Genomic DNA, 22,323 nt, shown 5'->3' with positions numbered 1-22,323 from the left:
CCGGCGGTTGGGGCTCAAGCCGCACTAGGCGGCGAGGCGGGGCTCGGCCGGGCGGCTGTCGTGGAGAAGCTGGGGGTCAACGTCCTGGTCGCCTTCGGCGAGCCAGGCCGCGATGTCTGCGATGCGCCAGGCGGCCTTGCGGCTCAGGGTCACGGACCGGGGTCCGTCGCACTGACCGGTGCGCTTCTGCTTCTGGCGGTCCTTGTAGAGCGTCTCGATGCTTCGGCCGCTCAGTCGGGCGGCCTCATCGATCCACACGTGGCCGGGTGGGGCCGGCTGCTTGTGCTGGGGGGTACTTCGGGGCACGGTTTCTCCTATTCAGGATCGTCGCCCATAGTCATGGTGACGCGATTTGGCGTCACTGGGGGCATGAAGAGGACGAGTACGGCGACACCGAGGGCCTCCGCGAGGGCGTGGGCGCCAAGGACACCCACTGTGGATTGGCTGCCGCTGGCCAGTTTCTGTATGAGCCCCGGGCCGCAGCCGCTCGCTTCCGCGAGGGTTCGGACCGAGTAGGGGGCTCCGCGGCCGGGGTTTTCCATGACCCATCTGAACTTCGCGGGGTCTTTGAGCGTGTAGCGGGTATGGCTCAACGGTTCTCCAGTGGTGCGGAGTGGCCTTGGCTTGCCCCCAGTAGAGCACTTTCGGTGTCACTCTGTCTACAGAATGGGTCACCTCGCGCCGCATATCGGCAAAGTTTGTGGCTAGATAGCATGGATGCGTAGACGATCCGTCTACAAACGAGGATGGTTGTACGGACTGACCTGCTACTTTTCCAGCGCACACCCCCACGGATAGAAACAGCCGGTGGAAGAGTGAACCGAGAGGACGACCAGGACATGACGGCAGCGGCCCCTGCGCCGGAGTCTGACGCAGCCCAGCCCTCCCCTACAGGGCCGCTCTCCCAGCTCATCCAAGCCGCACTCGACGACGGTAAGAGCCTTCGCGAACTCGGCAAGGTCGCAGTTGACCCGGAGACGGGCGAGAAGATCTCCTGGCAGTACTTCCAGAAGCTCGTCAAGAACCCGCCGGCTTCCGCCCCCAGTCCTGTCCAGATGCGCGCCATTGCCGCCGCCCTCGGCAAGTCGGAGACACGCATCAAGGAGGCGGTCGCCGAGCAGTGGCTGGACTACCGGGCCACCGAACTGGTCGGCTACGGAGGCACCGTGCGCATCATTCTTGGTCACCTCGGCGGCATGTCGGAGCGGGAGCAGCGGCGATGGCTGGCCATGATCGAGGCTGACGAGCGGGCTCGGCGCGAGGAGTAGTGCACCGCGCCCCGCCAGCACACACGTTGACTAAGAAGTCCCTTTATAGACATTTCGTACAACTGATTGTGGCCATCTGTTAACAGGTCGTACCCTTCCACAACCGTGCGCTTTCGGCAGATCCGTCACGGGCGCACCGCAACAACGGGAGGGCGCCTCATGCTGCGCGTCGTATACAGGGCCGACGACCCCGGCCCCGGGAAACTGTCCGACTGGCGCGAAGAACGCGGTCTCATCGAGTTTCGCGTCGCCTGCGGAACCAAGGCCCGCCAGTTCATCCCCTCGCTCAACGCCACCCTGCGCGACTGTGTCAAGAACACCCAGTGGTTCCAGGTCTGGGGAGGCGAGGTCATCTCCCCGGACCACCCCGAGAACCCCATCTCCGTCACGTTCGCGCTGTCGCCCTTCAACCCGGCACCGCCGGTCGACTTCCGTGAGCACAAGGGTGATGTGGCCGTGTACCTCTGCCCCACCGCAACGATCGACGAGATCGCCCCCTTCCTGAATCGCTCCGTCGAGGAGTGCCTCGCCGGCGGACGATGGTTCCAGTTGTGGCACGGAGAGATCGTCACCATCGATTCCCCTGGGACCATGGCGGCCTGATCAACCGTGCAGGGGAGGCGACGTGCCGGGATACATCGAGGACCGCTGGTACAAGAAGGGCGTTGACCCGGATACCAAGAAGGTCATTCAGATTCCCACGGAGCGGCACGGAAAGGGCAAGCGCTACAAGGTCACCGGTATCCCCGGCGTCCGCTCCCGGTCGTTCCCCGACGGACAGAAGGCCGCCGCCAAGGACTGGCTCGCCAACGCCCAGAGTGACACCATCCGCGGCCAGTTCTACGATCCGCGCGACGGATCCATCACCCTGGACGAATACGTGCGCAAGCACTGGTGGCCCACGGTGCGGTACCCGCCGACCACCAAGGCGTCCGTGCGTTCCCGGGTCTTCGGCCACATCCTCCCGCACGCCGGCGCACTGTCACTGAACCGCATCGGGTTCGACGAGGTGCGGGCCTGGCAGAGCCGGGCCGAGCAGGACATCGACGTCGGAACGCTCGTCGTCACATGGGCCCACTTCTCGTCGATTCTGCAGGCGGCACACAAGGCGAAGAGGATTCCGGCGAATCCGTTCCGCGACCCAGAACTCAGGGCCCCCCGTCTGCCCAAGTCGAAGGCGCTGGCGTGGCCGCAGGACACCGTCACGATGGTGCAGGAGGAACTTCCCGACCGTTACGGCATCCTGGTCAGCCTGGGCGCCGGTGCGGGTCTGCGGCAGGGCGAGGCCCTCGGCTTCTCGCCCGATGACGTCGACGGCGAGGACATCCACGTCGTCCGGCAGATCATCAAAGTCAACGGGCGGTTCGGGTTCGGGCCCCCGAAGGGAAACAAGGAGCGTGCTGCGCCGTGCACCCCCGAACTGGCCGAGGCGATCAAGGAGTACGCCAACCGGTTCCCGTCCGTCGAGGTAACGCTGCCGTGGGTGGATCCGGCTCGGCCGAGCCTGGCGTGGGAGGACCGTCCCAAGCGCACTGTGCGGCTACTCGTCACGACGCAGTTCCGCAACGGGGTCAACGGCGGCGCCATCAACAAGGACACCTTCAACGAGAAGCACTGGAAGCCGGCGCTCGCTGCGGCCGGGATGATCCCGCAGCCTGAGGTCACCTACATCGAGCCGAAGAAGGGGAGGAGCCCGTGGCGCAAGGAGACGTGGACGATGCCGCGCGAGTTCGGCTTCCACGTCCTACGCCACACGTTTGCTAGCGTCGTTCTGGCTGAGGGTGAGACGATTACACAGCTGGCCGCGTGGCTGGGCCACAGTGACCCGGCGTTCACGCTCCGGACCTACGTGCACTTCATGCCGAAGTCCGGTAGCCGCGGCAGGGCCGCGCTCGGGCGCCTCGTGTCGGGTGTCGCGCCAGAGGCCGGGGAGTCTCCTGAGAGTCCTGATACTGCGCTTCAAAGTGGATCTCCCCAGACGCTCCCCAGCTCGGATGGATCATGAGTTGAGCGGCCACCGAGGACCCCTCGATGGCCGCTCTTTCAGCTCAGGAATCGATGCTGTTTCAGCAGGTCATGGCGTGTAGACCGTCGGCCGGGGTGCCGTCGGCATCTTGTTGCCGATGAAGAAGCTCGTGTGCGGCGGCTGGTTATAAGCCGTGTTCTGCCAGGCCAGGCCCGTGCGGTACATCGTGTCGTGCAGCAGGGTCGTGATCTTCGTGCTCGTCTCGATCGGTGTGGAGTAGATCCGCAGCGCCGAGTTGTCGCTGGTGCGCCAGACGACCTCCTCACGCCAGTCGCCGAGGATGTCGCCGGACAGGGCGGGGGTGGACTTGGTGCCGTTGTTGGAGGAGACGCCGGAGCCGGTCAGCAGGCGGGTGTCGGAGGACGTGCCGTACTTGTCGATCCGGGTGCCGTCGAGCAGTTCTCGCACCGTGTCGCCGTCCCACCAGGACAGGAAGTTGACGGAGGACGGCTCGCGGCCCTTGGTGGCGCCGGCCTCGTCGCGGATGCTGCTGTCGGAGGCGGACCACATCTCGGGGCCGTCGTTGCCGGCGTAGACGTCCCCGGCGACGCCGCGGCCGTTGTCGCAGCAGGCGTCGAGCTTCCAGCGGACCGCGCCGTTCGCCGGGTTGATGTAGAGCGCGGCGGGCTGGGACGTGGACTCCGAGACCTTGTAGTACTCCAGGCCCGGTGTCGACGGGTCGAGGTCGCCGAGGTGCTGGGCGTCGCCGTGTCCGGTCTTCGTGGTCCACAGACCGTAGCCGTTGTCGTCGACGGCCATGGCGCCGTACACGATCTCGTCCTTGCCGTCGTTGTCGACGTCCCCCACGGACAGGCTGTGCGAGCCCTGGCCGTCGAAGCCCTTGCCGCTGTTGGTGGAGGAGTTGGTGTCGAAGGTCCAGCGACGTGTGAAGGACCCGTTCCGCCAGTCCCAGGCCGCGATCACCGTACGGGTGTAGTACCCGCGGGCCATGATGAGAGAGGGACGGGCGCCGTCCAGGTAGGCCGTGCCCGCGAGGAAGCGGTCCACGCGGTTGCCGTACGAGTCGCCCCAGGACGAGACCGTGCCGCGGGCCGGGACGTAGTCGACGCTCGCCATCGCCTTGCCGGTCTGGCCGTTGAACATGGTCAGGTACTCGGGGCCGGAGAGGACATAGCCGCTGGAGTTGCGGTAGTCGGCCGAGGAGCTGCCGATCACCGCGCCGGTGCCGTCCTTCGAGCCGTCCGCGGTCTTCATGGCGACCTCGGCCTTGCCGTCACCGTCGTAGTCGTACACCTGGAACTGGGTGTAGTGGGCGCCTGAGCGGATGTTGCGGCCCAGGTCGATGCGCCACAGACGGGTGCCGTCGAGTTTGATGCCGTCGATGATCGTGTTGCCGGTGTAGCCGGACTGGGAGTTGTCCTTGGCGTTGGTGGGCTGCCACTTGAGGACGAAGTCGAGGGCGCCGTCCCCGTCGAGGTCACCGACGGAGGCGTCGTTGGCCTCGTAGGTGTACGCGACGCCGTCGGGGGTGGTGCCGCCCGCGGGCGCGCTGATCGGTACGTCCTTGTAGCCGGTGCGGAACTGGACCGCGTGCACCGAGTCGCCCTGCTCCGCGCCGTTCACGATCGCGCGGACCGTGTAGTCGGCCTGGGCGGGGGCACCGGAGTGGAAGTAGTTGGTGGAGCCGGTGATCGGGGTCGAGTTCACCTTCGTGCCGGCGCGGTAGACGTTGAAGGACACGTTGTCGGGGTCGGTGCCGAGCCAGCGCCAGCTGACCAGGTTGCCGCTGTCGGTGTGCACACTGGCCACACCCCGGTCGAGCGCCTCGACCTGCCGGGCGGCGGCGGCCTCGGCCGGGCCGGCATTGAACGTGGTGAGTCCGGCGGCGGCGAGGACGACGGCCGCCGCCATGATCGGGACCCTGCGTCTGCGGTGCCTGTGCGGGTGCTGCACGGTGGATACCTCCGGTGAGGACAGACGGGTGTCTGTTTCCTCAGTTGCCGCTGGTGCGGGGCAAGTTGCCGGGGTGGGGCGAGACCGCACTCGCCGCCAAGGTCGCCCCCCATTCAGGGCGTGAAGTTCACACGCCCGGCTTCCTGAAGGCGCGCAGGGAGAACTCCGGGTCCGGGCGGGGGCGGTCCTGGTCGGGCAGGGCCGCGAGCTGTGCGGCGTAGTGGTCGGCGCGCGGGTCGCCGGGCGGCAGCGTGACGAACCAGCCGCGCCGCAGGTCGGCCAGGGCACGCCGGGGGCTGCGGCCCTGCCCACGGCCCGGGAAGCACGCCTGTCCGGCCGGGCGCAGACCGTGCCCGGCGGCGTGCTCCACGACGGCCGCCCCGGCGTCCAGGGCCGGGGTGCGCGGGCGCGTGGCCAGCACGGCGTCGATGTCGCTGCCCACGTTGTGGGAATGGGCCTTGTCGACGGTGGTGACGTACACACCGCCGGGGCTCAGCACGCGCGCGCACTCGCCGACGATGGCCCGGACGTCGTCCGGGCTGTTGACGAGGTGCAGCAGCCACACGCTCGTGACGGCGTCGAACGCGTCGTCAGGGAAGGGCAGTTGACGGCTGTCCGCGAGGACGACGGCGCCCGGCAGCCGGTCCGCGGCCCGGCGTGCCATCCCGTACGTCAGGTCGACGCCCGTCACCCGCAGTTGGGCCCGCGCCGCCGAGAACCGCCGGGTCACGATGCCGGTGCCGCACGCGACATCGAGGAGGCTGCGCGCGCCGTCGGGCACGATGCTCAGCACGGCCTCCGCGGCCGCCTTGGCGCGGGGCTCGCCGCCCCGCAGCACGTCGTACCGCTCGGCCTCCTTGTCGTAGTCCAGCACGTTTCAGCTCGCACCGTGGCCCGGGGCGAGCTCCTCCACCCGGCGGGCGAGCTCGAAGTCGCGCTCGGTGACGGCGCCGCCCACGCTGTGGGTGTTCACGGTGAGCGCGACAGTGTTGTAGCCGAGGGTGAGGTCGGAGTGGTGGTCGAGCTCGTCCTGGACCTGTGCGATGTGCACGACCATCGCGGTCGCAGCGAAGTGCGAGCCGAGCCGGTAGGAGCGGGTGATCCGGTCACCGTCCTGCGACCAGCCCGGCAGTTCCGCCAGCCGGTCCCCGATCTCCTTCTGGGACAGGGGTTCGAGAGGCATGAGCACGCTCCTTCCGTGACGTCGGACTCCCTCTCTCAGCGTCTCTGATCGGCTTGGTGACCCTGAGTACTGCGCAGAGTGTGAGCCAATCGCCTTCGTGCCCTGGTGCTGAACGACGGAAGCCGTCGAGCCCGCGTGGCACGCCCCTCCGGACGCTGGTCGGTAAGGTCTTGCGGCCGCACCGAGGAGGGAGCCCGACGTCGCCTGGGCGCCGGGCGTGCGAGTGACACACTGCCACAGGACCACTACGGTCCGCTAATCCGACTGGTGAGGCCTGCCGCAGACCGGGCGTGGAGTCCCTGGTCAGGCCGGGGGACCCCACGTTGCGGGCCGGCTCCTCCGCCCGGCCCATGGACGTCCCGGCCGGCGAGCCTGCCATCGAGACGCTGCTCCCCGCGGACCCGGGCACCCGCCAAGTACCGTCAATCTCAGATCAACTGAGTTACCGTCAAAGGGCCCCACGAGCTGCCCGACCCGTTCGACCCCCTTGGTGTTCGCGTGAAACATGACACACTGCTTGCGTACTTCGGCGCGTGGGGAGGCGTGGCGTGAGTGAGCGGCGGGCCGCGCCCACCGTGGGTCAAGTGGTGCTCGGGCGGCGGTTGCAGGAGTTGCGGGAGGCCGCCGGGCTGAAGCGGGAAGAGGCGGCGCGGGTCCTCAGGGTGGCCCCGGCGACGGTGCGGCGCATGGAGATGGCCGAGGTCGCGCTCAAGATTCCTTACGTACAGGTGCTGTTGACCACGTACGGCGTGGCGGAGAGGGACGTCGCCGCGTTCGTCGCGCTCGCCGAGGACGCCAACCAGCCCGGCTGGTGGCAGCGGTACCACGACGTGCTGCCCGACTGGTTCAGCCTGTACGTCAGCCTGGAGGGCGCGGCCCAGGTGATCCGGCAGTACGAGCCGCACTACGTGCCCGGCATGCTCCAGACCGAGGAGTACGCGCGCGCCGTCCTGGAGGCCGGGACGGTCGGACACAGAGGGCCGGAGTCGATCGAACGGCATGTGTCCCTGCGCATGGCCCGGCAGAAGCTCCTGACCCGCGCCGACCCGCCCCGTCTGTGGGTGATCATGGACGAGACGGCGCTGCGTCGCCCGGTGAGTGTCCGGCCCGAGGTGATGCGCCAGCAGTTCGACCGGCTCCTCGACGTGATGGACCGGGACCATGTCACGCTCCAGGTGGCCGAGTTCGAGGCCGGCCCGCATCCGGGGACGTACGCACCCTTCGTTCTGTTCCGCTTCGTGGAACCCGAGCTGCCGGACATGGTGTACACCGAGTACCTGACGGGCGCCCTGTACCTCGACTCGGAGCGCGAGGTGGTCACGCACCTGGAGGTGCTGGACCGCATGGCCGCCCATGCGACGCATGCGGACCGGACCAGGGAACTCCTGCGCGAGTACCGCGAGAAGTTCTGACTCCACGATCCGGCTCCACGATCGGGCTCCACGATCCGGCTCCGCAAGACGCCTAGGCGGCGCCTCCCTTCGTGTCCTTCTCGTCCTTCTCGTCGTCGACGATCTCCGCGTCCACCACGCCTTCCTCGTCGGGCGGGCGCTGTTCCGAGGCCGGGCCGCCGGAGGCGGACGCCGCCTCGTACATGGCCTGCCCCATCTTCTGGCTGACCGACGCGAGTTTCTCGACTCCCGCGCGGAGCGCTGAGGTCTCGGCGCCTTCCCCGTTCCGCTCCAGCAGCCGCTTCACCTCGGTGACCTCCGCCTCGACCTCGGCCTTGGTGGCGGCGGGCACGCGTTCCTCGTTGTCGCGGAGGAACTTCTCGGTCTGGTAGACGAGTTGCTCGGCCTGGTTGCGGGTCTCAGCGGCCTCACGGCGCCTGCGGTCCTCCTCCGCGTACTGCTCGGCGTCCCGCATCATGCGGTCGATGTCGTCCTTGGGGAGGGCCGAGCCGCCCGTGACCGTCATCTTCTGTTCGCGCCCGGTGGCGAGGTCCTTCGCCGAGACGTGCATGATCCCGTTGGCGTCGATGTCGAACGCCACCTCGATCTGCGGCACCCCGCGCGGCGCGGGCGGCAGACCGGTCAGGTCGAAGACACCCAGCTTCTTGTTGTACGCGGCGATCTCGCGCTCGCCCTGGTACACCTGGATGCCGACCGAGGGCTGGTTGTCCGTGGCCGTCGTGAAGATCTCCGAACGCCGCGTGGGAATCGTCGTGTTGCGCTCGATGAGCTTGGTCATGATGCCGCCCTTGGTCTCGATACCGAGGGACAGCGGGGTGACGTCGAGGAGGAGGACGTCCTTGACGTCACCGCGGATGACGCCCGCCTGGAGCGCCGCGCCGACGGCCACGACCTCGTCCGGGTTCACACCCTTGTGCGGGTCCTTGCCGGTGAGTTCCCTCACCAGGTCGGTGACGGCGGGCATCCGGGTGGAGCCGCCGACGAGGATCACGTGGTCGATGGCGGAGAGCTTCACGCCCGCGTCCTTGACCGCCTGGTGGAAGGGGGTACGACAGCGGTCGAGGAGGTCGGCGGTGAGCTCCTGGAACTGGGCGCGCGTCAGCTTCTCGTCCAGGTGGAGCGGGCCCTCGGCGGAGGCGGTGATGTACGGGAGGTTGACGGTCGTCTCGGTGGAGCTGGACAGCTCGATCTTGGCCTTCTCGGCGCCCTCGCGCAGCCGCTGGAGCGCCATCTTGTCCTTGCCCAGGTCGACGCCGTACGCCCCCTTGAACCGCTTGACGAGATACTCCACGATCCGCTGGTCCCAGTCGTCGCCGCCGAGATGGGTGTCGCCGTTGGTGGCCTTGACCTCGATGACGCCGTCGCCGATCTCCAGCAGCGAGACGTCGAAGGTGCCGCCGCCGAGGTCGAAGACGAGGACGGTCTGCTCCTCACCGCGGTCGAGCCCGTAGGCGAGGGCGGCGGCCGTGGGCTCGTTGATGATCCGCAGAACCTTGAGCCCCGCGATCTCCCCGGCCTCCTTGGTGGCCTGACGCTGGGCGTCGTCGAAGTAGGCGGGCACGGTGACCACCGCGTCGGTGACGTCCTCGCCGAGGTAGGACTCGGCGTCCCGCTTCAGCTTCTGCAGGACACGCGCGGACAGCTCCTGGGCGCGGTAGCGGTTGCCGTCGATGTCGCCCTCCGCGGGGAAACGCCAGTTCGCGTCGCCCATGTGACGCTTGACGGAGCGGGCGGTGCGTTCCACGTTCGTCACGGCCTGCCGCTTGGCGACCTCTCCGACGAGGACCTCACCGTTCTTGGCGAAGGCGACGACGGACGGTGTGGTCCGGGCGCCCTCCGCGTTGGCGACCACGGTCGGCTCGCCGCCCTCCAGGACGGCCACCACCGAGTTCGTCGTACCGAGATCGATTCCGACCGCACGTGCCATCGCCGTCCCCTTCCGCCAGGGCGCTTCCTACTCCAGCAAAAAACTTGAGTGGAGTAATGTCAATGCCGCATGTCCGGAAACGACGATGCCGCGCCCGTACGGCGGGCGCGGCATCCGGCGAGGTACGGGTGTCAGGCGAGCTTCGCCGACAGCGTGATCGTGGTGCCCGTGAGCGCCTGGCTGACCGGGCAGTTGGCCTTGGCGTTCTCCGCGGCGGCGACGAAGGCGTCGTTGTCGATGCCCGGGACCGAGCCCTCGACGGTGAGGTGGATACCCGTGATGCCCTCACCCGGCTGGAAGGTCACGTCGGCCGAGGTGACGAGCTTGGTGGGCGGCGTACCGGCACCGGCCAGGCCGTGCGACAGCGCCATGGAGAAGCAGCTGGAGTGGGCGGCGGCGATCAGCTCCTCGGGGCTGGTCTTCCCGTTCGCCTGCTCGGCGCGCGACGGCCACGACACCGGCTGCTCGCCGATGCCGGAGGAGTCGAAGGTCACGACGCCGTTGCCCTCAAGCAGGTTGCCTTCCCACACGGTGTGTGCGGAGCGCGTGGTTGCCACGGTTATTCCTTTCGCGAGCGGTCCCGAGGGGGGTACCCGGGGTTCCTGGGCCCCATCCGATCACACTCTGCCTCACCTCACCCTGAAGACCGGCCCACGGGGGGTGAACGGCAGGCGAGCACCTTGTGGGATCAGGTACGCGTGCTCGCGGCGCACCCGCAGGACGTCGCACCAGCCGTCCGTGATGACGAGGACCGGCGCGCCCGGCGGGAAGTCGTCCGCACGGTGCAGCAGATCGATACCGGGCTGGAGGACCGTGCCGCCGCGCCCCCGCACCCGGACACGCCCCGCGATCTCCGTGACCGGCAGATAGCCGGCGTCGTGCGGGGCCGCGTCACAGAACACGACTCGGGCGGCCGGCACGTCGCGGGCCTCGGCGTACGAGGCGATCGCGCCGAGCGCCTTGCCGAGCAGGACGCGGTCCATCGAGCCGGAGGTGTCGAGGACGACGCCGAAGGTGCACCGGGCGATCTCCTCGGGCGGGAAGTAGCGGCCCGCGCGCGGGATGTCGGGCGTGGACGACTGGCGGCGCGAGGGGCGCGCGTACGTCCGTACCGGCTCCGGGCGGGGGACGAACTCGTCGAACCAGCGAGCCAGTTGGGCGTCCCAGGGCAGCGGCGGGTGGCTGAGCGTGCGGATCTCCTCGACGAGACCGGCGGGCAGGAAACCGCGTTCCTGGTGCTGGTGCAGGTCGAGGCCCCGGGCGAGTCCCCTGCGGTAGAACTCGTCCAGATCGACGTAGTCGCGCGGGCTGCCGAGCGGGCCGCCGAGGATGTCGCCCACGCCCTTGCCGCGCGGGGTGGACAGACGGCGCATCCGGCGCAGGTCCTTGGCGATCCGGTCGTAGACCTCCTCGGCCGACAGGCCGGCCAATTGCGGGTCGTGCAGCAGCCCGTCCGGCATCGTGCCGACCTGCATCTCGCACAGCCAGCCGTTGATGACGTAGTCGGCGGCGATGTTGAACAGGAACGGGTCGCGGGTGCCGCAGCGGTCGCCGTGGCGCAGGGCGGCGTGCAGCATCTCGTGGGCGAGGACGAAGCGCCACTCCTCGTCCTCGAACTCACGCAGCGGGTTGATGTAGATCTCCCCCGCCTCCGCGTTCACCGCGGCGATGGAGATGCCGTGGGCGCGGGCGAGTTCGGCGTCGGCGACGATCGTGATGCCGGCCGCGATGCCGCCGAGCAGGGGGTAGGAGGAGATGAACCACTCCAGGGCCCACTGCCAGGGCCGCTTGCGCGTGGGCCCTCCCGACATGGAGTCCCGGCGGCCGCCCGCCATGTCCATCGCCGTGGACATCGTGCGGGTGAGCGCGTACGCGAAGGCGAGCTGCCAGTCCGCGGGCTGCCCGCCCCATCTGTCCGAGGGCACGAGGAGCTGGTCGGGCTCTCCGCCCGCCGTACCGCAGTGCGTGTACGTGGCCGGGATGCCGCTCCGGCGCCAGCGTGCGGCGAGCTGCTCCTCGTCGCCGTCCGGGTAGGTGGCGGGCAGGTCCGCGGGGGTGCGGCCCACCGGAAAGCTCAGCAGGAACCGGTTGACGACGGCGCAGCGCGCGGCGAGGTCGAAGCGGTCGGGCTGTGCACGGTCGCCCTTCGCCGCCGGGAGGTGCCCGAAGCCGAGGTGGATGACGCCGTGGGCGATCGCCCAGGCCCAGTCGTCCGGCTCGGCACGGCGGGTGGGGTGGGCGTGCAGGATTCCGTTCGAGTCGACGCGGACGAGGCCGTCACGCGGGGCGTACCCGCATGTCTCCTGAGCCTGGTCGGTCCCCGGGTCCCGGCAGGTCTGCTTGCCCCGGCACAGCTTCGCCTCCAGGGCGGCGATCGCAGGGTTGGCCCAGGCGAGCCGCACCCCGTCCGCGAACGCCTCCGTGGCGGGGTCCGGCTTCGTCGACTCGCTTGCCTTCTTACGGGTACGGCTCACCGGCACCCCTCACCGTCGCGCCTCGACCAGCCGCGGCATGTCCCGGGCCGCCTCCACCAGGAACCAGGCGGGCAGCACCGGGTTGCCGTCGGCGTCCGAGGCGATGACGCTCTGGGCGACCTCGACGGAGATCTCGGCGAGCTGGACGAGCAGCGACTTGGCGCGGTACGCGGTCTGGCGGCCGTTCGCCGAGAGGTGCTCCTTGCTCGCGGGGAGCTCCTTGATGAGGCGGCCGCGGAAGGACTCGGCGAGGTAGTACAGCAGGTCGCGGTCCTGGGGGCGGCTGGGCCAGCGGGCCTCGCCCTTGAGGACGGCCTCGATGCCGTACTGGCTGCGCACGATCTTGACGTAGCCGCAGAAGGCGACGGCGTGCGCGGGCGTCAGCGTGCCGTGGGCCAGGACCTTCAGGGTCTCCTCGTCGAGCGCCCGGCCGAAGGAGTGCAGCGCATCGGAGAGCATGTGCCATGAGCGGGGCGTGGAGAACGGCTCCTCGGTCTTCGGTGGCTTGGACCACAGGTGGTCGGGGCGGTCGGTGAGGTGGTCGAGGACCCAGGGGTGGATGCCGTTCACCGCCGCCCATCCCAGCCAGTCCTTCGCCGACGCCTCCAGGTGGACGTGGGCGAGACGGTTGACCAGCGCGGAGGCGATCGGGCGGGCCAGGGCGTTGTCCGTCGCGCGGTTGCCGGCACCGATCACGATCGAGCCCTTCGGCAGCTCGTAGGTGCCGATGCGGCGGTCCAGGATGAGGGAGTAGAACGCCTTCTGCACGTCCGGCGTCGCCGCGTTCAGCTCGTCGAGGAACAGGCAGTACGGCTCGTCGCGGGCGATCGCCTCCGGCGGGCAGAACACGGAGCGCCCGTCGCGGATCTGGGGCACGCCGATGAGGTCCTCGGGAGCGAGCTGGGTGCCGAGCAGGCTCACGCACTCCAGGCCCAGCGACTCGGCGAACTCCCTTACCAGGGAGGACTTTCCGATGCCGGGAGCGCCCCAGATGAACACCGGCCGCACGGTGGCAAGACCGAGGAGTAGTTCCGGAATACGGGAGGGTGTGACGGTGACGGCTGCCTGCAAAGCAGCGGCCCCCTCTCTGCGCCTAAGCCGGCGCCGCTCTCGCGGATGTGGTTGCTCGCCATTGAGGTTCTCAATTGATGGTTGCGGTCGTCACTCGCTTTTTTCGGGAGGCGGTCGGAAACGGTCGGGAACCGTCGGGAAGCGGTCGGAAACCGGACTGTTCAGGCGGCCCGTCGCTTGGGCTCCGCCTCCAGCGGGATCTGGGGGCCGCTGCACTCGCGCAGCCAGCGGCGCAGCACGCGGTGGACGTGCTCGGCGCCGACGAGTTCCTCCGCGTCCTCGACCGGAGCGGAGAACGTGACGGGCGACAGCAGAAACGGCCTGGCCTGGGCCCCGCCGAGGCCGCCGTGCGAGCCGATCTGCTCCTCGAACGCGAGGACCTCGCCGCTGTCCGGGTCGTACCAGGAGTTGACCATGATGTCGGCGACGTGCGGGAAGTCGTGTGTGCGCCGTACGGCGGCGGTGGCGCCGGGCCCGAAGTCGGCGAGCGGACCCGGGTGTTCGTCGGTGAGCTCGGCCACGGGGATCTCCGCGCCGTGCGCACCGAGCACGACACCGTCGTACTCGTCGCTCCCGACCAGGACGAACCCTATGCCGGGGTGGTTGGCGAGCGTGGACAGCAGCGCCGGGTACCGCCGGTCGATCTCCTCCTTGCTCATCCGGTGGGGCACGTCGGGGAACGACACCAGTCCGAGGTTGCCGGAGGCCAGCACGATCGGCTCGGAGCGGCGCGAAGGCCGGTGCTGCTCGCCGCCCTCCTCGACCGGCCTGCGCAGCGCGGCCCGCACCGCCGCCCGCGCCTCGGCCCCGCTGTGGGTGCGCTGCGCCCTGCGCGGCACGGGCAGTCCGCAGCCGGCCCGGACGAGGTTGCCGAGGGAGAGGCCGTAACGGGCGAGGAACGTCTCGCCGGGGCTCTGCCCGTGGTCCGACAGGACGACGATGCGGTACGCGCGCGGGGCGTGCTCGGCGACCTTCTCGATCAGGGCGAGGGAGCGGTCGAGCCGTTCGAGCACCTGCTCGGCGTCCCGGCTGCCGGGGCCGGAGTGGTGGGCGACCTCGTCGTACGCCACCAGGTCCGCGTAGATCGCGGCGCGGCCCGCGAGCATGTCGCCGATCACCGCGGCGACGACGACGTCACGCTCGACGACGGTCGCGAAGGCACGGATGAAGGGGTAGAGGCCGCCACGCTTGACCCGGGGACGCTGCTTGCGCATCCGGGCACGCGTGGACTGCCCGGTCTCGCGGAAGACGTCCGCGACGAAGGACATGGCGGTACGCACGGCGTTGGCGGGGTCGGAGAAGTAGGCGAAGTATCCGGCCCGGGACCGGTTGTCCTTCCCCCTGCGCGCCGCGATGGACAGGACGAGGGCGAGCTGGTCGGCGCCGCCGCTGAAGAGGTTGCCGCGGCTGGCGCCGTCGAGGGTGAGGAGGCCGGTGTCGCCGGTGCGCCCGACGGCACGGCGCTGGAGTTCGGCCGCGCTGGACGGCCGGTTGCAGACCACGACCTCACGGCTTTCCTTCTCGTACCACCGGAAGGCCGGGATGTCGTGGTTGGTGCCGTGCAGGATGCCGAGCTGGCTGGCGCCGGTCTGGCTGGACCAGTCGGTGCGCCAGGGGGTGAGGCGGTGGGTGGCGGGCCGGCCGCCACCCCGGCCGAGCCACTGGGCCACGGTGGGCATCAGGCCCTTGTCGACGGCGGCCTGAAGCATCTCGTGCCCGACACCGTCGAGCTGGACGAACACGGTGCCGGGGCCGACCGGTCCCGGGTGGTCGTGGGCGTGTCTGCGGCGCCGGTCGGAGAGACGGTACAGCCGCCGTCTGTACGCGTCGTCGTCCCGTACGGCGAGCGCGGCGCCCGTGGCGGAGGCGACGGCTGACATCACGGCGGCCACGACCACGGCCGTCTCCGGGGCGACGTCGCCGCGCCCGGACGGGTTGAGCCGCAGGGCGAGCAGCAGCAGCGACCCGTTCAGGAAGAACACCAGCAGCCCGAGGACGAGGGCGGGTACGAGGAGCAGCAGCCGGACCAGCAGCGGCCACACCAGGGAGGACAGCAGACCGAAGGCCCCGGCGCCGAACGCCGCGGTCACGGCGATCGTGGTGGCGCTGTCGCCGTTGTCGGACTGCAACTGGAAGTCGGGCAACGCCCCGGCGAGCACGAGCATCGTCACGGTGGACACGGCCCACACCGCGATACTCCGCCAGACCCCGCTCAGTACGCGTCGCCAACGCCCACCGCCCACAGCCACCTCACGTCCCGGCCCGCCCACCGCGCGGGCCTCGTTCCAGCCTGTCACAACGGGCGGGGATGGTTGTTCGACATCGGGTGTAAAAACCCGGAGCGGCTGTGCGCCGGCGCGCGCACGGCGGAAGAACGTACAAGGCGGAAGAACGGAAGAACGAACCAGAGGCACGACAGGTCACTTGCCGCCGGCCAAAGCGATCCCTTCGGGTCCGGATGACGGGTGCGCCGTGTCGCGATGCGGGCCCGCCCGTTGCAACACGGCGTGGATCATACGAACGGCATCCCGAAAGACATCCCGACGAACGTGCCGAAGGACGCCCCGGCGGACACACCGGCGGGCGCTCCGGCGGGCGCTCCGCAAGGCCTGCCGTCGACCGGGCGGGCCGGGCGGCGCTGGGGCCGGTTCTGGTTGCTGATGGCTCCGGCGGCGGCCTCGGTTGCGGCGTTGACGGCGGCCGTGGCGCAGGGCGCCGTGGCGGCGTCGGTGGCCGCTTCGGGAGAGGCGTTCAAGGTCTCGGGCGACCGGATGGAGGGCAGCGGTTTCACAGCCGTCCCGGGCGTCAACTCCGAGCCGGGCGGCGGCAGGCACCCCGTGGTGACGGTGACCGCCCGCGAGGCGGAGCTGGAGAACCTGTGCGTGAGCGTGCTCGTCCCCACCCCGGTGGGCGAGATGACGGTCCGCGTGCGCGCCGGCACCACGGAACCGGTCAGGGCCACCGGGCTGTCGGTCGACGCCGACCACGTGCGGGGCCGCGTCGACCTCACCGACGTGACCGCCCAGGCTCTCGGCCGGCCCTCGTCGGGACAGGGTCCGGGCGGGTTCCTGGCGAGCACGGCACGCGTGGTGGTGCGCGAACCGAAGTTCAGCGGCTGGCGCGGCACTGCGGGGTCCTTCGAGCTGCGGGATCTGAGCCTGCGTCTGGTGCCGGGAGCAGCGGAATGCTTCTGACCAGGCTCCCGGTCCGGCGCGCGGGGTGGTCGGGCGCGGCCGTCTGGTGCAGGACCCGTCCGCTCGGCGCCGCCGTCCTCGTCACCGCGGCGGGTGGCTGGCTGATCGTGCTGCCGTTCCTCGGCACCCCCGTCGCCCTGCTCCAGCCGGGCGTCGCGGGCTCGGCCGGACTCGGGGTGAGCCTGCCCCTGTTGCTGAGCGGCGTCGCCCTGATGCGTTTCCCGGCGCTGCACGCCCTGGCCGGCCTCTTGGCCACCGTTCTGTCGGTGCTCGCCCTGCTCACCTGCAACCTCGGCGGGCTCTTCCTCGGCACCGCGCTGGGCGTCCTCGGCGGCTGCCTCGCGTTCGCCTGGACACCACCCGCTCCCCCAGCACCGCAATCCGCCCCAGTGGAAACCCCAGTAGAAAAAGGAAGCAACAAGGCATGCCGGACCGCCTGACCTCCAGCAGCAACGAGCGCGCGCTGCGCGCCGCCTACCGTCACTGCCGTCGCGCCGTGCGCAGACGTGACCCGGTCGAGTACGCCGTCATGCAGCTCACGCCGCCGGCGCTGCGCCCCGCCTGGTGGGCCATGTGGGCCGCCTTCGCCGCCGCCGACGACATCGCGGACGACCCCGGCACCGACCGGGCCGAACGCGCCGCCCGGCTGCACGCCTGGACGACGCAGCTCGACGGCGACCTCGCAGGCGGCCGCAGCGACGACCCCGTACGGCACGCCCTGGTCGACACCGTCCACCGCTGGGACCTCGATCTCGGCACGCTGCACCGCTCGTTCACGACCCTCGCCGCGGACACCGGCGGCCGGGAGTTCGCCACCTGGGCGCAGTGGAGCTCATGGGTCCGCGGCACCAACCACAGCTGGGCCGTCGAGGGTCTGCGCCTGCTCGCCCGTGCGGGCGTCCACATCCCGCTGTGGCTGGACCGCACCGAGAGCTACCGGCGTTACCTCGACGGCCTGTACCTCACCGACACGCTCGCCGACCTCGGCGACGACCTGTCCCGCGGCGAACTCCTCCTGCCCGCGGACGTCCTGGCCTCCTTTCCCGGCGCCGAGGACGACCTCCGTGCGGGCCGGTACACCCCGGCGGTCCGCGACCTCGTCTCCCATCTGACCGGCCGGGCCCGCCACTGGCTGCACCAGCCGGAGCTCCTGGGCGGGCTGCCGCCGGGTCCGGCCGTCGTCTTCGACGCCGCCACCAGGCTCTTCTTGGCTCGGCTGGACGCCGTCGACGCAGCCGGCGGCAAGCTGCTGCACCAGCCGACCGTTCCTTCCCGCGTCACCCGCTGGCGTCTCCTGGCGCCCGCACGCGCGCAGACCGCTCTCGCCCGGCGTCTGCTCTCGTGCCCCGTCGACCACCGCACTCCCCCGCCCCCGGCCGAGTCGCGCGGCACCGTCGTCGTGGAGTCCGGCCCGGTCACATCACCACCGCCCCACCCCGGCGGCGCACGCCCCCCGTCCCTCGCCCCGGGCGAACTGCCCCGCCACGTCGCCGTCATCATGGACGGCAACGGCCGCTGGGCGACCCAGCGCGGCCTGCCGCGCAGTGAGGGCCGCCGCGAGGGGTCCACGGCCGTCCGCGAAGCCTTCCACGGGGCCCTGGAGCTCGGCCTTCCGTACCTGACGCTGTACTCCTTCTCCACCGAGAACTGGAAGCGGTCGACGGACGAGGTCTCCGAGCTGTTCGCACTCTGCCGGGAGGAACTGCGCACCCACAGGTTCGCGCAGTACGGGGTACGCGCGCGCTGGGCGGGCAGCCCCGAGGGCCTGCCCGAGGACCTCGTCGACGAACTCCTGCGCGTCCAGCACGAGACCCGCCACCAGACGCGCCTCACCCTCACCCTCTGTCTCAACTACGGCGGCCGCGCCGAACTCACCCGCGCCGCCCGCGCCCTCGCCCACCGGGCCGCCTCCGGCCAGATCGACCCCGCCCGCATCCACGAGGCCGACCTCGCCGCGCAGTTGTCGCTGCCGGACCTGCCCGACGTCGACCTGTTGTGGCGCACGGGCGGCGAGCAGCGCGTCTCCAACTTCCTGCCGTGGCACGCCGCCTACGCCGAACTCCACTTCACCGACGCGCTCTGGCCCGACACCGACCGCCGCGACCTGTGGCAGGCGGTCACCGCCTACACCCACCGCCGGCGCCGCTTCGGCAGCGCTCCGCGGGTGCCCGAACAGCCCCGGTCCTCCGCACCCGCACCGGTGTGACAGAGCTGCGCCACGCCCTCCTGTGCGGGCGCACGGGACCCGCACAGGCGTCAGCGGCCGTCGTAGCCCGCCGTCGGCATGGACAGGCGGCGGTGCACCCGGGCCTTCATCTGGGCGTCGTACAGGGGCTCGGCGCGGCCGACCGTCTCGACCCGCACGCCCCGGCGCGCGCACTCCGCGGTGAACTCGTCGACGTCGGTCAGGGCCCGCTCCAGGACCCGGCGGCTGGGGGCGACGAACAGGTCGACGAGACCGGCCTCGACGTCGGACCACAGGGCGCAGTGGTCGGGGCGCAGTCCGCGTACGAGGAGTTCGCGCGTGATCACGTACCCGCGCTCGGCGGCCCAGCGGGCGCACATGGCGTGCTGGCTGCGGGAGTCCACCAGGAAGGGGTCGGCTTCCAGTTCCTCCAACGGCGTCAGGCCGGCGATGGCCGCGACCCGCACGACCTGCGGCCGGCCGAAGGCACGCCTCACGTCTCCCATGGAGTCCCCCTCACCTCCGGGTTCGCCGCAGACCCTACTCCTGCCCGTAGGCTCGGGGGGAGTCGCGCGAGGGAGGCAATGGAAGTGCCGGTGGAGATCACCTGGTGGGGCCATGCCACCTGCACGGTCGAGGACTCGGGTACGCGGGTGCTCACGGATCCGCTGTTCGCGCGCCGGCTCGCGCACCTGCGCAGACGCCGGGGCGCGCCGCCCCCGGCCGAGGCCGCGGTGGCGGATGTGGCGCTGGTGTCGCACCTGCACGCCGACCATCTGCACGTGCCCTCGCTCGCGCGGCTCGCGCCGGGTACCCGGCTGCTGGTGCCGAGGGGCGCGCCGCGCCAGGTGCCGGGGCTGCGCAGGCTCGACCATCTCCGGCTCACCGAAGTGGCGCCCGGCGACGAGACCCGCGTCGGCGACCTGGTCCTTCGCACGGTGACGGCGCGGCACGACGGGCGGCGACTGCCGCTCGGCCCGCACCGGTCGCCTGCCGTGGGCTTTGTGATCGAGGGGGCCGCGCGGACGTACTTCGCCGGGGACACCGGCCTGTTCGAGTCGATGGCGCAGGAGGTCGGCCCGGTCGACGTGGCGCTGCTGCCGGTCGGCGGCTGGGGACCGTTCCTCGGTCCGGGGCATCTCGACGCGGGGCGCGCGGCACAGGCGCTCGCGCGGCTCATGCCGCGCAGTGCGGTGCCCGTGCACTACGGCACGTACTGGCCGATCGGTCTGGACGCCGTGCGCCCCCATGAATTCCACTCCCCCGGCGACGAGTTCGTCCGCCTCGCCTCCGCCCATGCCCCCGAGGTGACCGTGCACCGCCTGGGACACGGAGAGCGCGTCCGGCCGGGGGCGGCACGGTGAGGCATGGCCGGCACACCGCGGTACGGTCGGTGGCTCCGGAGGTCCGCCCATGATGCTTCTGGCCGCGGCGGGTTCGACCGTGCCCACCGAGTCCACACAGCAGGCGATCGGTTACCCGACGCTGTTCGTACTGGTGTTGCTCGGGGCGCTGGTGCCGGTGGTGCCGACGGGGGCGCTGGTGAGTTCGGCCGCGGTGGTGGCCTTCCACCAGACGGCGCCGTTCGCGCTGCTGCTGGTGTTCGTGACGGCGTCGTGCGCCGCGTTCCTCGGGGACATCGCGCTGTACTGGCTGGGCCGGCGCGGGATGCGGTCCAGGAACGGTTCGCGCTGGCTGGAGGCGATCCGTCGGCGCGCGCCCGAGGACCGGCTCGCCCAGGCCCAGGAGAAACTCGACGACCACGGCGTGACCGTCCTGGTCCTGTCCCGGCTCGTGCCGGCGGGCCGCATCCCGGTGATGCTGGCCTGCCTGCTGGCCGAGCTGCCGCTGCGCCGCTTCGCCCGCGGCGACCTCCCGGCCTGCCTGGCCTGGGCCGTCACGTACCAGCTCATCGGCATCCTCGGCGGTTCCCTCTTCGCCAAGCCGTGGCAGGGCGTGGTGGCGGCGGTCGCGCTGACCCTGTTGATCAGCGCCGCACCGAGCGTGTGGCGCAGGATGCGCCGGGCCGCCTCCCAGTGAGCCGGTGGCGTGTGTGATCTCCCCTGCCCGGTAAGGGGGTTCACGTCGGCCTGGTCATTCTCGTACCCGGCAACGGAGTGCATTGCCCGTGGTCGTACCCCTGCCCGTGGTCGTGGTCGACTCGGGCTGCTGTGTCATCGGGGAGGCTCCCGTCGCTGAGCGTCGTCACCGAGATCGGAGACCGTCGAGGGCCGATCCGAACGAGGTCAACGCGCGAACCACGTGCGGCAATTCCAGGGGCTCGGGGGACGCGAGGGACGCGGCCCGCTCCTCGGCCGTGGCACCGAGCAGGGCACTCGTCGACAGCCGGACGCGCAGCGCCTCAAGATCGTCTCCGAAGCGGTGTCCACCGGGTGCGGGCATACCGAGGCGGGCGGTGAGGAAGTCCTCCAGTTCCTGTGCGTCCCCGACGCCGTGCGTGGTGAGCGCGGACCGCAGCGGGCCGAGGTCCGCGTACAGGTGCCGGCCGGCCCGGGGCGGCAGCGCGAGCGCTCCGGCGCTCGTGACGGCGTGGTGCGCGGCGGCGGCCACACGCGCGTGCAGGCGTACGGCGGCGGTGAGGCGGGCGGTGACCTCGGCGGGCTCGCCCAGCGCGTACGCGGCGGCCGCGGCGACCGGCGTGGCGATCCGGGCGCCGAGCGCGGTGAGCACGTCGAGTACGTGGGCCCGCAGTCCGATGCCGGCGTCGGTGTCCGGGAAACGGGCGACGGCGGCGGGCCAGCCGAGCGGCAGGAAGGGGCCGCCGAGGTCGGTGACCACGGTGACCCGGTCGGGCAGCATCTCGGCGGGGCTGAGCAGCACGGTGTCGTGCGGCTCGTGCACGGTGTCGCGCCAGGACTCGTCGCTGACCAGGTGCAGGCCCTCGGCCTCGGCGGCCTCGACGGTTTCGTGCACCAGCTCGGGCGGGGCGACGGTGGCGGTGGGGTCGTCGGCGACGCACAGGACGAGCAGGCGCGGATCGCCTCCCTCGTCGCGGATCCTGCGGAGGGTCTCCAGCAGCGCGTACGGGTCCGGGATGCCGCCGCACTCGGCCGGAGTCGCCACGTGGAAGGCGGATCTTCCCAGAGCCCGGGTCTCGGGCGCCCACCAGGCGGCGCACGGCCGTGGGACCAGGACGTCGCCGCCGAACACGGCGGTCAGCGCGAGCAGCAGTGCGGGGGCGCCGGGGGCGGCGGCCACCATCTCCCGCGCGGTGGGCAGTCCCCGCCGCGCCCAGTAACCACAGGCCGCGTCGAGGAGGGCGGCGCCGCCGCCGGTGGGTTCGGCGCCGGGGCGGTCCGCGGCGGCGGAGAGACGGGCCGCGAGGCCGGGCAGAACGGGGAGCCCCTGGTCGGGGAGGGGCGGGCCGTAGCGGACGGGTCCGTGTCCCTCCGGTTCCGTCCTCCGCATCGGTGCCTCCGCGCAGTCAGTGGAGTGGTGCCCGGTCCTGGTCCTGGTCCGGGTCCAGATCCAGATCCAGATCCCGGTCCTGGTCCGGGTCCGGGTCCGGGTCCGGGTCCGGGTCCGGGTCCGGGTCCGGGTCCAGATCCAGGTCCAGGTCCGGGTCCAGATCCAGATCCAGATCCCGGTCCTGGTCCGGGTCCGGGTCCGGGTCCGGGTCCGGGTCCGGGTCCGGGTCCAGATCCAGGT

Annotated in this window: 21 protein-coding genes; 9 read left to right on the top strand and 12 right to left on the bottom strand. The window is 71.1% G+C overall.

Features of this window, described 5'->3' with window-relative positions; all coding sequences use genetic code 11:
* Positions 1-24: 24 nt before the first annotated feature.
* On the bottom strand, positions 25-306 hold the full coding sequence (locus tag FPZ41_RS00105; protein WP_152857839.1) for a helix-turn-helix transcriptional regulator: 282 nt from the start codon (positions 304-306) through the stop codon (positions 25-27).
* Positions 307-839: 533 nt separating this feature from the next.
* Here FPZ41_RS00105 and FPZ41_RS00100 point away from each other — a divergent pair.
* The 3 genes from FPZ41_RS00100 (at position 840) to FPZ41_RS49760 (ending at position 3,273) form a co-directional block, all read left to right on the top strand.
* Complete coding sequence (locus tag FPZ41_RS00100) at positions 840-1,268, top strand: hypothetical protein (protein WP_152857837.1); 429 nt, start codon at positions 840-842, stop codon at positions 1,266-1,268.
* A 159-nt stretch (positions 1,269-1,427) separates the two neighbouring features.
* Positions 1,428-1,871 carry a hypothetical protein gene (locus tag FPZ41_RS00095; protein WP_152857835.1) on the top strand — a complete coding sequence of 148 codons (444 nt, stop codon included), beginning with the start codon at positions 1,428-1,430 and terminating at the stop codon, positions 1,869-1,871.
* A gap of 22 nt (positions 1,872-1,893) precedes the next feature.
* Positions 1,894-3,273 carry a tyrosine-type recombinase/integrase gene (locus FPZ41_RS49760; protein ID WP_322619684.1) on the top strand — a complete coding sequence of 460 codons (1,380 nt, stop codon included), beginning with the start codon at positions 1,894-1,896 and terminating at the stop codon, positions 3,271-3,273.
* Positions 3,274-3,342: 69 nt separating this feature from the next.
* Here the strand turns inward: FPZ41_RS49760 and FPZ41_RS00085 are convergent, their stop codons facing one another.
* The 3 genes from FPZ41_RS00085 to FPZ41_RS00075 all read right to left on the bottom strand — a co-directional run bounded on the left by FPZ41_RS00085 (position 3,343) and on the right by FPZ41_RS00075 (position 6,391).
* Positions 3,343-5,208, bottom strand: coding sequence for a rhamnogalacturonan lyase (locus tag FPZ41_RS00085; RefSeq protein WP_322619683.1), 1,866 nt, complete (start codon positions 5,206-5,208; stop codon positions 3,343-3,345).
* Between the two features lie 127 nt (positions 5,209-5,335).
* Complete coding sequence (locus tag FPZ41_RS00080) at positions 5,336-6,082, bottom strand: class I SAM-dependent methyltransferase (RefSeq protein ID WP_322619682.1); 747 nt, start codon at positions 6,080-6,082, stop codon at positions 5,336-5,338.
* Between the two features lie 3 nt (positions 6,083-6,085).
* Positions 6,086-6,391, bottom strand: coding sequence for a 4a-hydroxytetrahydrobiopterin dehydratase (locus FPZ41_RS00075; protein ID WP_152857829.1), 306 nt, complete (start codon positions 6,389-6,391; stop codon positions 6,086-6,088).
* A 548-nt stretch (positions 6,392-6,939) separates the two neighbouring features.
* On the opposite strand from FPZ41_RS00075, the gene FPZ41_RS00070 reads away from it, so the two are divergent.
* Positions 6,940-7,803: a helix-turn-helix domain-containing protein gene (locus FPZ41_RS00070; protein ID WP_322619681.1), complete on the top strand. Its 864-nt coding sequence runs from the start codon at positions 6,940-6,942 to the stop codon at positions 7,801-7,803.
* A gap of 52 nt (positions 7,804-7,855) precedes the next feature.
* Here the strand turns inward: FPZ41_RS00070 and dnaK are convergent, their stop codons facing one another.
* The 5 genes from dnaK to FPZ41_RS00045 form a co-directional block, all read right to left on the bottom strand.
* Positions 7,856-9,730: a molecular chaperone DnaK gene (gene dnaK / locus FPZ41_RS00065; protein ID WP_152857827.1), complete on the bottom strand. Its 1,875-nt coding sequence runs from the start codon at positions 9,728-9,730 to the stop codon at positions 7,856-7,858.
* Between the two features lie 131 nt (positions 9,731-9,861).
* Positions 9,862-10,287 carry an OsmC family protein gene (locus tag FPZ41_RS00060; protein ID WP_131562081.1) on the bottom strand — a complete coding sequence of 142 codons (426 nt, stop codon included), beginning with the start codon at positions 10,285-10,287 and terminating at the stop codon, positions 9,862-9,864.
* 72 nt (positions 10,288-10,359) lie between these two features.
* Positions 10,360-12,204 carry a vWA domain-containing protein gene (locus tag FPZ41_RS00055; protein WP_322619680.1) on the bottom strand — a complete coding sequence of 615 codons (1,845 nt, stop codon included), beginning with the start codon at positions 12,202-12,204 and terminating at the stop codon, positions 10,360-10,362.
* A gap of 9 nt (positions 12,205-12,213) precedes the next feature.
* Positions 12,214-13,275: an ATP-binding protein gene (locus FPZ41_RS00050; RefSeq protein WP_152857825.1), complete on the bottom strand. Its 1,062-nt coding sequence runs from the start codon at positions 13,273-13,275 to the stop codon at positions 12,214-12,216.
* 161 nt (positions 13,276-13,436) lie between these two features.
* Entirely contained in the window at positions 13,437-15,518 is a 2,082-nt protein-coding gene (locus tag FPZ41_RS00045) for an alkaline phosphatase family protein (protein ID WP_322619702.1), read from the bottom strand.
* 264 nt (positions 15,519-15,782) lie between these two features.
* Between FPZ41_RS00045 and FPZ41_RS49755 the strand changes: the two genes are divergently transcribed.
* Genes FPZ41_RS49755 through uppS form a run of 3 tightly spaced genes read left to right on the top strand, consistent with a single transcriptional unit; the run spans position 15,783 to position 18,675 of the window.
* Positions 15,783-16,469: a DUF6230 family protein gene (locus FPZ41_RS49755; protein WP_152857823.1), complete on the top strand. Its 687-nt coding sequence runs from the start codon at positions 15,783-15,785 to the stop codon at positions 16,467-16,469.
* Positions 16,460-16,909 (top strand): DUF6114 domain-containing protein, encoded by a 450-nt coding sequence (locus FPZ41_RS00035; RefSeq protein WP_152857821.1) that lies wholly within the window; start codon positions 16,460-16,462, stop codon positions 16,907-16,909. The genes FPZ41_RS49755 and FPZ41_RS00035 overlap by 10 nt, the downstream gene beginning before the upstream one ends.
* The gene (gene uppS, locus FPZ41_RS00030; protein WP_152857819.1) at positions 16,894-18,675 is read left to right on the top strand and encodes a polyprenyl diphosphate synthase; all 1,782 of its coding nucleotides are present in this window, start codon (positions 16,894-16,896) and stop codon (positions 18,673-18,675) included. Before FPZ41_RS00035 ends, uppS begins: the two co-directional genes overlap by 16 nt.
* A 50-nt stretch (positions 18,676-18,725) precedes the next feature.
* On the opposite strand, the gene FPZ41_RS00025 is transcribed toward uppS, so the two are convergent.
* The gene (locus FPZ41_RS00025) at positions 18,726-19,160 is read right to left on the bottom strand and encodes a hypothetical protein (protein ID WP_152857817.1); all 435 of its coding nucleotides are present in this window, start codon (positions 19,158-19,160) and stop codon (positions 18,726-18,728) included.
* Between the two features lie 84 nt (positions 19,161-19,244).
* Between FPZ41_RS00025 and FPZ41_RS00020 the strand changes: the two genes are divergently transcribed.
* Both FPZ41_RS00020 and FPZ41_RS00015 read left to right on the top strand, forming a co-directional pair.
* Complete coding sequence (locus FPZ41_RS00020) at positions 19,245-20,018, top strand: MBL fold metallo-hydrolase (RefSeq protein WP_322619701.1); 774 nt, start codon at positions 19,245-19,247, stop codon at positions 20,016-20,018.
* A gap of 49 nt (positions 20,019-20,067) precedes the next feature.
* The gene (locus tag FPZ41_RS00015) at positions 20,068-20,694 is read left to right on the top strand and encodes a DedA family protein (RefSeq protein WP_152857813.1); all 627 of its coding nucleotides are present in this window, start codon (positions 20,068-20,070) and stop codon (positions 20,692-20,694) included.
* A 165-nt stretch (positions 20,695-20,859) separates the two neighbouring features.
* Here FPZ41_RS00015 and FPZ41_RS00010 read toward each other — a convergent pair whose 3' ends face one another.
* Complete coding sequence (locus FPZ41_RS00010) at positions 20,860-22,083, bottom strand: aminotransferase class I/II-fold pyridoxal phosphate-dependent enzyme (RefSeq protein ID WP_152857811.1); 1,224 nt, start codon at positions 22,081-22,083, stop codon at positions 20,860-20,862.
* 16 nt (positions 22,084-22,099) lie between these two features.
* The coding region (locus tag FPZ41_RS00005) for a hypothetical protein (protein WP_194235926.1) at positions 22,100-22,323 on the bottom strand (224 nt) is incomplete at its 5' end.

The organism is Streptomyces acidicola, from assembly GCF_009377235.1.
In the GTDB taxonomy this organism is placed as follows: domain Bacteria; phylum Actinomycetota; class Actinomycetes; order Streptomycetales; family Streptomycetaceae; genus Streptomyces; species Streptomyces acidicola.
The sequence above is the reverse complement of the archived record's forward strand: the minus strand, read 5'-3'. Positions and strand labels throughout refer to the sequence as shown.

Bases quoted from the DNA above. Each gene is read 5' to 3' on its own strand.
- FPZ41_RS00025 (WP_152857817.1), bottom strand. From the start codon at position 19,160: ATGGGAGACGTGAGGCGTGCCTTCGGCCGGCCGCAGGTCGTGCGGGTC.
- FPZ41_RS00035 (WP_152857821.1), top strand. From the start codon at position 16,460: ATGCTTCTGACCAGGCTCCCGGTCCGGCGCGCGGGGTGGTCGGGCGCG.
- FPZ41_RS00075 (WP_152857829.1), bottom strand. From the start codon at position 6,391: ATGCCTCTCGAACCCCTGTCCCAGAAGGAGATCGGGGACCGGCTGGCG.
- FPZ41_RS00010 (WP_152857811.1), bottom strand. From the start codon at position 22,083: ATGCGGAGGACGGAACCGGAGGGACACGGACCCGTCCGCTACGGCCCG.
- dnaK (WP_152857827.1), bottom strand. From the start codon at position 9,730: ATGGCACGTGCGGTCGGAATCGATCTCGGTACGACGAACTCGGTGGTG.
- FPZ41_RS00095 (WP_152857835.1), top strand. From the start codon at position 1,428: ATGCTGCGCGTCGTATACAGGGCCGACGACCCCGGCCCCGGGAAACTG.
- FPZ41_RS00100 (WP_152857837.1), top strand. From the start codon at position 840: ATGACGGCAGCGGCCCCTGCGCCGGAGTCTGACGCAGCCCAGCCCTCC.
- uppS (WP_152857819.1), top strand. From the start codon at position 16,894: ATGCCGGACCGCCTGACCTCCAGCAGCAACGAGCGCGCGCTGCGCGCC.
- FPZ41_RS00015 (WP_152857813.1), top strand. From the start codon at position 20,068: ATGATGCTTCTGGCCGCGGCGGGTTCGACCGTGCCCACCGAGTCCACA.